The organism is Halodesulfurarchaeum sp., from assembly GCF_036626455.1.
Taxonomy (GTDB): Archaea; Halobacteriota; Halobacteria; order Halobacteriales; family Halobacteriaceae; genus Halodesulfurarchaeum.
In genome coordinates this window covers 1-8,122 of record NZ_JAZKRK010000056.1, presented here as the reverse complement: position 1 = coordinate 8,122, position 8,122 = coordinate 1, and the positions used below count along the sequence as shown (strand labels likewise).

The window sequence follows — 8,122 nt, the reverse complement described above, 5'->3', positions numbered from 1 at the left end:
TTTACCGCGAAAAAGACACCCAATCAGTCGGCTCGGATACCTTCGGAGATCGGCTCACAGCTGTCACAGTCCGCACGAACGGCACGCTATCTGAGAGCCACATCAAGTCGGTTTCCCTCGAAGCAAACAACACCACACTCGCCACCGCCAGCGATCCAACCCCCTATGGGAGTTGGGTCCTCGAACCCCAAGCAGACACAGCCTGGTTTGGGCCGGGGAACGCGAGCACCGAATTCAGCCTTCACGCGACGGTCACAGCTGATGCCCCTGGTGGCAAGACAGTTGCGCTGGAAGTCCCGCAAGTCAGTGACGCGGATGGCGACGGCGCCTACGACCCGGGTGATACGGGTCTGTTCCTCGAACAAGATGCACCGAGGGGTGGGCTCGGGCCGGGTGCGACGCTGACAGTCGAACAAACAGCGGAGCAGTCAGTCCAGTCAGACTCACCAACCCCGGTTGCACTCTCCCTTCAGGCGCCGGAGACGAACATCTCCACAACTGACGACGTGATTCCAGTCACGGTACGGGGCAATGACTCCGAACGAGCCCTGGAGGTGGCCCTAAAAGACGTCGACAACGGAACTGTGGCCCAGTCCCGAAGCGGTGAACTCGACGCCACTGGCACCGCTGCGTTCGCTTTCGAGGCTCTTCCGGGCCGCTATCAGATTCACGTGAACGCTGTGGCGACTAACGACTCGGCCCGCTCTGAATCCTTCACCGTCGAGCCGCCAACAAGCATCCGCTTCTTGAACCGGACAGCAGCGGTCCAGCGTGGGGAGCCGGCCCTCTTCGACATCATTCTCGAGCACTCCGATTCCGCGAGGATCCGCCTCGAAGGCCCAGATGGGTTCGTTCTCGAGAATGTGAGTCTCGCAGCCGGGAATCAGTCACCACCCTACGAAATCCAGGTCCTGACAAGTGGACGCGATACAATGAGTTCGGGCCCCGGCTACCACCTCGAACCGAACGACTCACCCCCCAGAACGAACCAGTGGATTTCTGCGGTGGAGCAGGACCCGAGTAAGGGCCCGCCGACTGACCCAGAGTCGCCCCAATCGAACGATTCCAGGTCGGCCCAATCGAGCGAGCCACCGACTTCCACCGCGAATGAACCAGATACGAGGTCTTCGAACAGGTCGGTGAACACTCCGACCAACGGATCAACCGGAGGCACAGCGAACGGAACGGTCCCGTCGAAAAGCGCCTCCAAATCAGCAGAGCCGGTCGGCGGTGGCGCACTCGCTGCCGGAGACTATACGCTCATCTTGACGGGACCTGACAATCAGCAAGCCACCGCTGTCTTCCAGGTGACGGCGGACTGGTCCGCGTCCGTGGAAACGCTGGTTGCCCCACGAGACGTTACACTTGCCGGTCCGAGTGCAGTGCGAACCCACGCCAGTCGAGAAGACGAGGTCGCTGTCGGTGACCGATTGGTCGTCGCAGTCAACACGAGCGGTCTCGGCATGTTCACACGAAACATCTCAGTTGGCGGACCACCACCGCACGCGAAGAACTCGAAAGCGGTGACCCAAACCACCCCAACAGTACCAGCAGGAGAGAACGACCATACTAAAGAATCACCCTCTGCCTTCGTCTCCATCGGCCCAAATCCCAAAGCCGAGTCAGGGACACAAACTCCGCCCGGCCTCAAACGAATCAAGACCGCAAACCCGGACCAGTTCTACGTCGTCGCCGAGGCTGGTGGCGAGACCGTGCGCCCGGGAAGCGCCCTGGAAACTGCTGTGGTGCTCACCGAGGAAACACCCTTCGTCCCGCGCAATGATGGCAACCGATCAGCCGAAATCTCCGGGCAAGAAGCCATGAATGTCATCGAGGCGCGAGCAGCCCTTGGGGGTGTCTCTGAAAACGGGTCCCTCGACCTGCCAGCCAGAGACACCGTCCCGATCAATGGAACCACAACTGTCGCACCGGGCACCACAGCAACAGTGCACATCGACGGAGCGAACGACTCATTTACCACAAACATGGACGTGACTGTCGACGAAGACGGCACATACGAGACGACGGCGGACCTCAGCGACTACGAGAGCGGGACCGAATATACGGTGTCGGTCACCGCAGACGGAGACCAACTCAGCCCGGTTCGCTCGGGGCAATTCCTCGACACTCGCTCCGGGACCGACGCAGCCAGTGGGGCCGGAGGTGGAGGGGGAGGCCGTTGGCAGTCCGGGAGTTCCGAGACCGGAGCAGAGTCCGTCCAGACTGAAACGTCGGCCTCGACACCCACGACCGGTCCAGCCGACTCACTTCCAGAACCGGATCCAGAATTGCCCAAGAAGGCAATCCAACGGGCCTGGTCGGCGGTCCCCGAACCGCTTCGAATCGGGCCGACCCAACTCCTGCTCATTGCGCTTGGAAGTCTCGCCCTGCTCGCGGTCGGTCTTGGGATCCGCCGACTCGTTCGCCCGTAGTTCTCCGACCGTTACACACTTCCCGCAACGAATCGTCCCGACGTATACATGGTTGCGATCGCGGATCTGGCCGTCGTCACCGACCCATTGGCGTGGGTCGTGATTCTCATCTTCGCGTCCAGTGGGGTCCTTTCCTGGTTGGAGTCGCCCTACGAGCGCCACGCCGCCACGGTGGCCTGGTCCGTTTTTGCGGTGTTTTGGGTCCTGATGATCCCACATTACGCGATCGTCCAGCGAAGTATCATCGAAGGACTACTGAGTGCGATTGCAGTTCCGGGATCACTGTACGTCGGCTGGATTATCTGGAGTGGCCAGCGGTCGTTTACCGTCATTACAAAAGCAGTTGCGATTATGGGGTTCATCTACCTCCCATTCGAGGCGATCACGTTCTTCCGAAGCGGTTCGATCGAACTCGTCGCCCGAAATGTGGAGGCGATTCTCGGGTTCGTGGGCGTGGATCCGACCGTCGTGACCGGTCAGGACGGACTCCGAAGTACGTTTGTCTTCGTAGCGGAGGATGGCCATCATCTGACCACCAGAGTCGTGCTTGCCTGTACCGGAATCGGAAGTATCTCGATCGTCTCCGGACTGGCACTCGCCGTCGACGCGTCGCCCCGGCGCCAGGCTCTTGGTATCGCTATCGCCATCCCGATAATTTACGGTCTGAACGTGCTGCGGGTCGCGTTTATCGCACTTGCCCACGGGTTCCAGTGGTTCGCCGGTTTCCGGGAGCCGATCTTTCTCGTCTTCGGCATCGATGACCCGTATCTCGTCTCCTACATCGTGGCCGACCGGGTCATCTCCCAGTCCCTATCCGTGGTGGCGTTAATACTCATCACCCTGGCACTCCTGCGACTCCTTCCTGAGCTCTCGACAGTCGTGGAGGACGTCTTGTTCCTCCTCACTGGCCAGGAGTACGATCTCGAACGTGCAGACTGAGAAATGTTATTCGGTCGGTTTTTGTTCAAGATCGGGGTGATCCGCGATGAACACTGCCGTGTGGTCCGGGACGTCCTCGCTAATCCAGGAGTTGGCCCCGATACTCACGTGATCACCCACTTCGATCGGGCCCATAATGTTTGACCCGGCCCCGATGACGACGTGATCGCCGATGTCCGGATGGCGCTTGTAGCCCTTCCGAAGCATGTGTTCCTCGTCTTCGGCCTCCTCGAAGTGAAGCGCACCGAGCGTAACGTTCTGGTAGATCCGGACCCAGTCCCCCACCGTCGCCGTTTCACCAATGACGACGCCGGTCCCGTGGTCGATGAAGCAGTGCTCCCCGATCTCGGCGCCCGGATGGATGTCAATGCCCGTCTCGCTGTGGGCACTTTCGGACAGCTCACGTGCGTACTGCTCGGCACCAGCCTCGTAGAGTGCGTTGGCTGTCCGATAAATCATCAAAACGTGAAACCCCGGGTAGGACCGAATGACCTCACGATAGCTCTTGGCCGCGGGATCTCCCTTGTAGGCGGCTGTCACATCCCGCTTGAGGGTTTCACGAATTGCTGGGATTTGCTGGAGAACCGCTGGAACGATCGCGTTTGGATCCCCTCCATACGCTCGAATACCCGTCGCAAAGAGCTCACCGAGGTCGTCGAGACACTCGCGGATCGCTTCCAGTTCCCCAACGCGGTCCCCGGCGTTCCACAGCCGGGGAAAGAACAGACAGTTCAGATGAGCGACCTCCGCCCGCATCGGCCGGCGCTCTGGAACGACGAGATCAGTCGGTGTTTGGAACGGTTCCACGTCGGCTCGATAGGATTCATCGAGCGCTTGAGGTATCTCCGGTGCGTACTGAAAGCCCATTGTAGTCAGTCTATCTTCACTACGAGGGGCATCGATACAAAACCCTCGAAAGGCACGGTTTTCGTCGACAGTCGATCACCCACGAGAGAACGTCAGAATTGTCTCGCGGCGCCAGAGCCGGATGGCCGCACGGAAGGCGACGGCTTCAATCTGGAAGTCGGGGCCATCGACCCAAATCATGTGGGCACATGGCATAAGCAGCAGCTCCCTAATCGATTAATTGCTATGTCACAACAGGTAGAATGCATCGTCGATGGCTGTCACGGTATCTGTGAAGGCGACAGCGAAGACGAGGTTATGACCGAAGTCGAAGCACACGTCGAAGACGCACACCCCGATCTGACACTCGATACGGAGACTGTCGAGGCCGTCAAGGCCGAAATCGAAACGGTCTGAAAGCGTCGGACGGGTTTCGTTTTTGCGGGAGATCGGTTGCAAACAAATCGATCGCCCTTTAGGACCGGTCTGTGTAGTGTCAACCGTATGGCCCCTTCCGAGGATGTCCCCGATATTACGATCACCTGTGAAGCCTGTGGGACCGATACGACCGTTCCGTTTCCGGACGTCGAGGATACCATCGAGGCACACAACGAGCGCCAACACGACGGGGAAGCCGTCGCCGAGATCGACCCCGCAGTGAAGTCTCGATTGCAGGATCTCCTCGCCGAGGAAATGGGACTATTCGACTGACTCGCCACCCATACAGGGTGCCAGCAGCTATTCGGTTTCAAAGAACTCGATAAGGAGTGACTGAAGTCGGTCGTGGGCTCGCGCTCGCGAAATCTCGGCCGGGCTGTCTCCTGGTTGGCCGGTGTAGCTCCCGAACTGCGTGTGATTGAGGCCCTCGACGCGGCGGATCGTCGCCGATTCCGGGAGGGTTTCTGGTCGGAGCGCCCCCGTCTCGGTCCCAAGGACCGTATCGCTGGTTCCACCGACCGACAGAACGGACAGGTCGGTATCAGCAATTGAGCGGTCACAGTACGACCCGAAAAGCACCAGCCCTGTGACTGCCTCAGAATTGGCGGCAGCGTAGCGACAGGCCATCGCCCCGCCAAGTGAATGGCCACCGACGTACCAGCGATCGATCGACGGGTGATCGCTCGCGATCGAATCAGCCATCCCCGGTTCGAAGACGGCGAGATTCAAACGTGGGCGTGGAACGAACACGGCGACGCCGGTCTGGTCCACGACTGGGGCCAACATCGAGACGTACGCGTTCGGGTCGACTCGGGCCCCTGGGTAGAATACCAGGCCTGTATCAGGCTTCTCGGTGGAAGGGGTGATCGCATAGCCCCCAGCAGTTTCCGTCACGGTAGCGCCTGGTATCGCTGAGACCCGCTCGATGGAGCCATCCGGAGCCATATATGGGGTTCCTGCAAATCCGACGAGGAGCGCTGCAACAATCACTACCACGCCAAGTGCCCAAATTGTGAGTCGCTCCCGAGCCAGGCTCCGCCGGAGCCGGGATCGCCATCCCATACGGGCCCATAGAGGGCAGGGCAGTTGTATCCCGCTGGTACGTGGGCACTTTCAAGTGCACTGACGGCTCACGTTCCAGTATGCCATATGCACTCCGACGGGTCGGCGTCGTCGCGCTCGTTCTCGCACTTGTTCTCAGTGGGGGAGTCGGCGCGGTTTCGACCGGAGTGCTCGATGCGGAAATCACCGGGCCAAGTGTTGCAAAAGAGGATGTGAGAGACGACTTCGATCGGTCGGTCATCGCCAGCGATTCTCCGACGAAAGCGAGCGACCTGGGGACGTGGGTGTGGGCCGAGGAGAGCCCAGCAATCAACGCGGAAGTCGGGGCGCCTGTTTTTGATGACCAAGCGAAGGACTTCCGACAGTATACGGTTCGCGTGACAGAAGAACGAGTCGAACGGTTCGGGCCAACGTCCGAAGCCCTCGGGGAAACCTCCGTGACACTCGAAGAACTCGGTTCCAAGACGGTCACGATCGATCTCGACGATGACGCGTTCTCCCGGACCGAAGATACCGTCCAGATCGCGTTGGAGAACCCGGATGAAAGGATCGAAGTGGCGAGTCAGTCCGTGTTCGTGGGACTGTATCCAGATGGAGGCGCCGAACTGTGGAACGGAAGGGTCGTGGAGATGCAAGTGCTGTGGCAAGCGGGCGATTTGGACAGTGACGGTCTCAAAAATAGCCAGGAGATCGACGGCCCCACACATTTCATGCATGCAGACGGGGACGGTGACGACCTGGAGGACGGAGCCGAACTCACGCGTTTCGGAACGGAACCGCTGCTGTCGGATACCGATGGGGACAATGTCAGTGACCCCCAGGAGATCAGACACGGGACCGACCCACGACGCGTTGATACTGACGGGGACGGCCTCTCTGATGACCGCGAATTGAGTGACCTCCCGACCGATCCAACCAGGGCCGACACAGACGAAGATGGCATCGACGATGCACAGGAGCTCGAAATGGGCACTGACCCGACAGATTCGGACACCGATGGCGATGGGCTGTCCGACGGGCAAGAGTTACGACTGGGAACCGATCCGACCGCTGTCGACACGGACAGGGACGGGCTCCCTGACACCTGGGAAATCGAGCGCTATGGGACAGATCCGGCTAACCCAGATACGAACGGCGACGGGGTCGAGGATGGCGAGTCAGTCGGCGTCCCACCGGCAGATGAATCGGCTGCAATGCAGCGCAGTGAAGACCCATCACCAGTCGGGACCGAAAGTGAAACTGCATCCGGAACTGACGAAATCGAGGGCGAGTCCACAGCCGTGATAACGCCGATTACGGCACCGCTCGAAAGCGGGGTGTTCGCTCCCTTCGCCGCGATCGCCGGGGCGCTGGGTCTGCGGCGACTCATCGATTGGGTGACCTATCCATAGTTGGTTCAGGAAGGGAACACCCGGGAGGAGAGAAAACGTGCGAGGACACAAATGGTCAGACCGAACGAATCGTCCCGAATACCGCGGCTCCCGACGATTTATGCGTCCGGCGGCTAACGAACGTCTATGGGCGGTATCGAACTCCGGAACGGAACACTCGTCATCGATCGTGACCCCAACCGGCTCGACGAGTTAGCGTTCGAGTTCTCTCACATTCTCCGTCGATTCGACAGTAAGCACGTTTACATCGCAGGCTATGTTTCTATTCTCGCTGGTCGGGCTCGATCCACCGAGGACATCGACGTCCTCATCGAGCGGATAGACGAAGAGACCGCCGAGAAACTCGCCACGGCACTCGACGAATCGGGTTTCTGGGGACCGGCGATGCCACTCACGTCACTGTACGAGATGCTCAAAAACGGCGATAACATCTGGGTCGCTCCGAAAGACCAGATTACACCCCATCTCGAACTCAAGTTCACGCGCGACGAGTTCGACCGCGCGTCACTCGAAAACGCTCTCACGGCCCGTATCGGTGGCGAGGCGATTCCGGTCGGTCCGTTTGAACTCCAGATAGCCTACAAACTCCACCTCGGAGCACAGAAGGACATCGAGGATGCGGTCCACCTCTACACACTCTTCGAGGAAAGTCTTAGTGTGTCTCGCCTCGAAGAATGGGTAGGCCGACTCGACGTCGAAGACGAATATGAACGACTCAAACGCGCGTAAACACCTCGACGCGAAGAAAGAACGCAACCGCGAGCAGCGGATCGAGGGTATCAAGCGCTGGGTCGATTACATTGAGTCGGAATCAGCCGATACGTGGGGGCCACAACAGAACGCGGTTGTCAACGATCAAATCGATGCGGCCCAAAGCGTCCAAACTCCGGCGTCCCACAAGCAGTACGTGAAAGACGTAGCGGCGGAAATCATGGAAGTGAGTCACGAGTCTAAGAACGGTTCGAAGTGAAGCGATTTTCTTGGGACAGCACCGGTAATAGAGCCAAGGGCCGG

At 59.6% G+C, this 8,122-nt stretch carries 9 protein-coding genes; 7 read left to right on the top strand and 2 right to left on the bottom strand.

Annotated features, from left to right (window positions below; translation table 11 throughout):
• On the top strand, nt 1-2,432 hold a 2,432-nt coding region (locus tag V5A26_RS10830; RefSeq protein WP_332321802.1), incomplete at its 5' end, for a BGTF surface domain-containing protein.
• Between the two features lie 48 nt (nt 2,433-2,480).
• Nucleotides 2,481-3,371, top strand: a complete 891-nt coding sequence (artA, locus tag V5A26_RS10825) for an archaeosortase A (RefSeq protein ID WP_332321803.1) — start codon at nt 2,481-2,483, stop codon at nt 3,369-3,371.
• A 6-nt stretch (nt 3,372-3,377) separates the two neighbouring features.
• Here artA and epsC read toward each other — a convergent pair whose 3' ends face one another.
• The gene (epsC, locus tag V5A26_RS10820; RefSeq protein WP_332321804.1) at nt 3,378-4,238 is read right to left on the bottom strand and encodes a serine O-acetyltransferase EpsC; all 861 of its coding nucleotides are present in this window, start codon (nt 4,236-4,238) and stop codon (nt 3,378-3,380) included.
• Nucleotides 4,239-4,463: 225 nt separating this feature from the next.
• On the opposite strand from epsC, the gene V5A26_RS10815 reads away from it, so the two are divergent.
• Both V5A26_RS10815 and V5A26_RS10810 read left to right on the top strand, forming a co-directional pair.
• A complete protein-coding gene (locus V5A26_RS10815; RefSeq protein ID WP_332321805.1) occupies nt 4,464-4,634 on the top strand; it encodes a DUF1059 domain-containing protein in 171 nt (56 codons plus the stop codon).
• A gap of 87 nt (nt 4,635-4,721) precedes the next feature.
• A complete protein-coding gene (locus V5A26_RS10810) occupies nt 4,722-4,928 on the top strand; it encodes a hypothetical protein (RefSeq protein WP_332322501.1) in 207 nt (68 codons plus the stop codon).
• A gap of 27 nt (nt 4,929-4,955) precedes the next feature.
• Here the strand turns inward: V5A26_RS10810 and V5A26_RS10805 are convergent, their stop codons facing one another.
• On the bottom strand, nt 4,956-5,717 hold the full coding sequence (locus V5A26_RS10805; protein ID WP_332321807.1) for an alpha/beta hydrolase: 762 nt from the start codon (nt 5,715-5,717) through the stop codon (nt 4,956-4,958).
• Between the two features lie 80 nt (nt 5,718-5,797).
• Between V5A26_RS10805 and V5A26_RS10800 the strand changes: the two genes are divergently transcribed.
• The 3 genes from V5A26_RS10800 (at nt 5,798) to V5A26_RS10790 (ending at nt 8,078) form a co-directional block, all read left to right on the top strand.
• Nucleotides 5,798-7,108, top strand: a complete 1,311-nt coding sequence (locus V5A26_RS10800; protein ID WP_332321808.1) for a hypothetical protein — start codon at nt 5,798-5,800, stop codon at nt 7,106-7,108.
• Nucleotides 7,109-7,234: 126 nt separating this feature from the next.
• A complete protein-coding gene (locus V5A26_RS10795; protein WP_332321809.1) occupies nt 7,235-7,837 on the top strand; it encodes a hypothetical protein in 603 nt (200 codons plus the stop codon).
• Nucleotides 7,815-8,078, top strand: coding sequence for a hypothetical protein (locus tag V5A26_RS10790; protein WP_332321810.1), 264 nt, complete (start codon nt 7,815-7,817; stop codon nt 8,076-8,078). The genes V5A26_RS10795 and V5A26_RS10790 overlap by 23 nt, the downstream gene beginning before the upstream one ends.
• Nucleotides 8,079-8,122 lie beyond the last annotated feature (44 nt).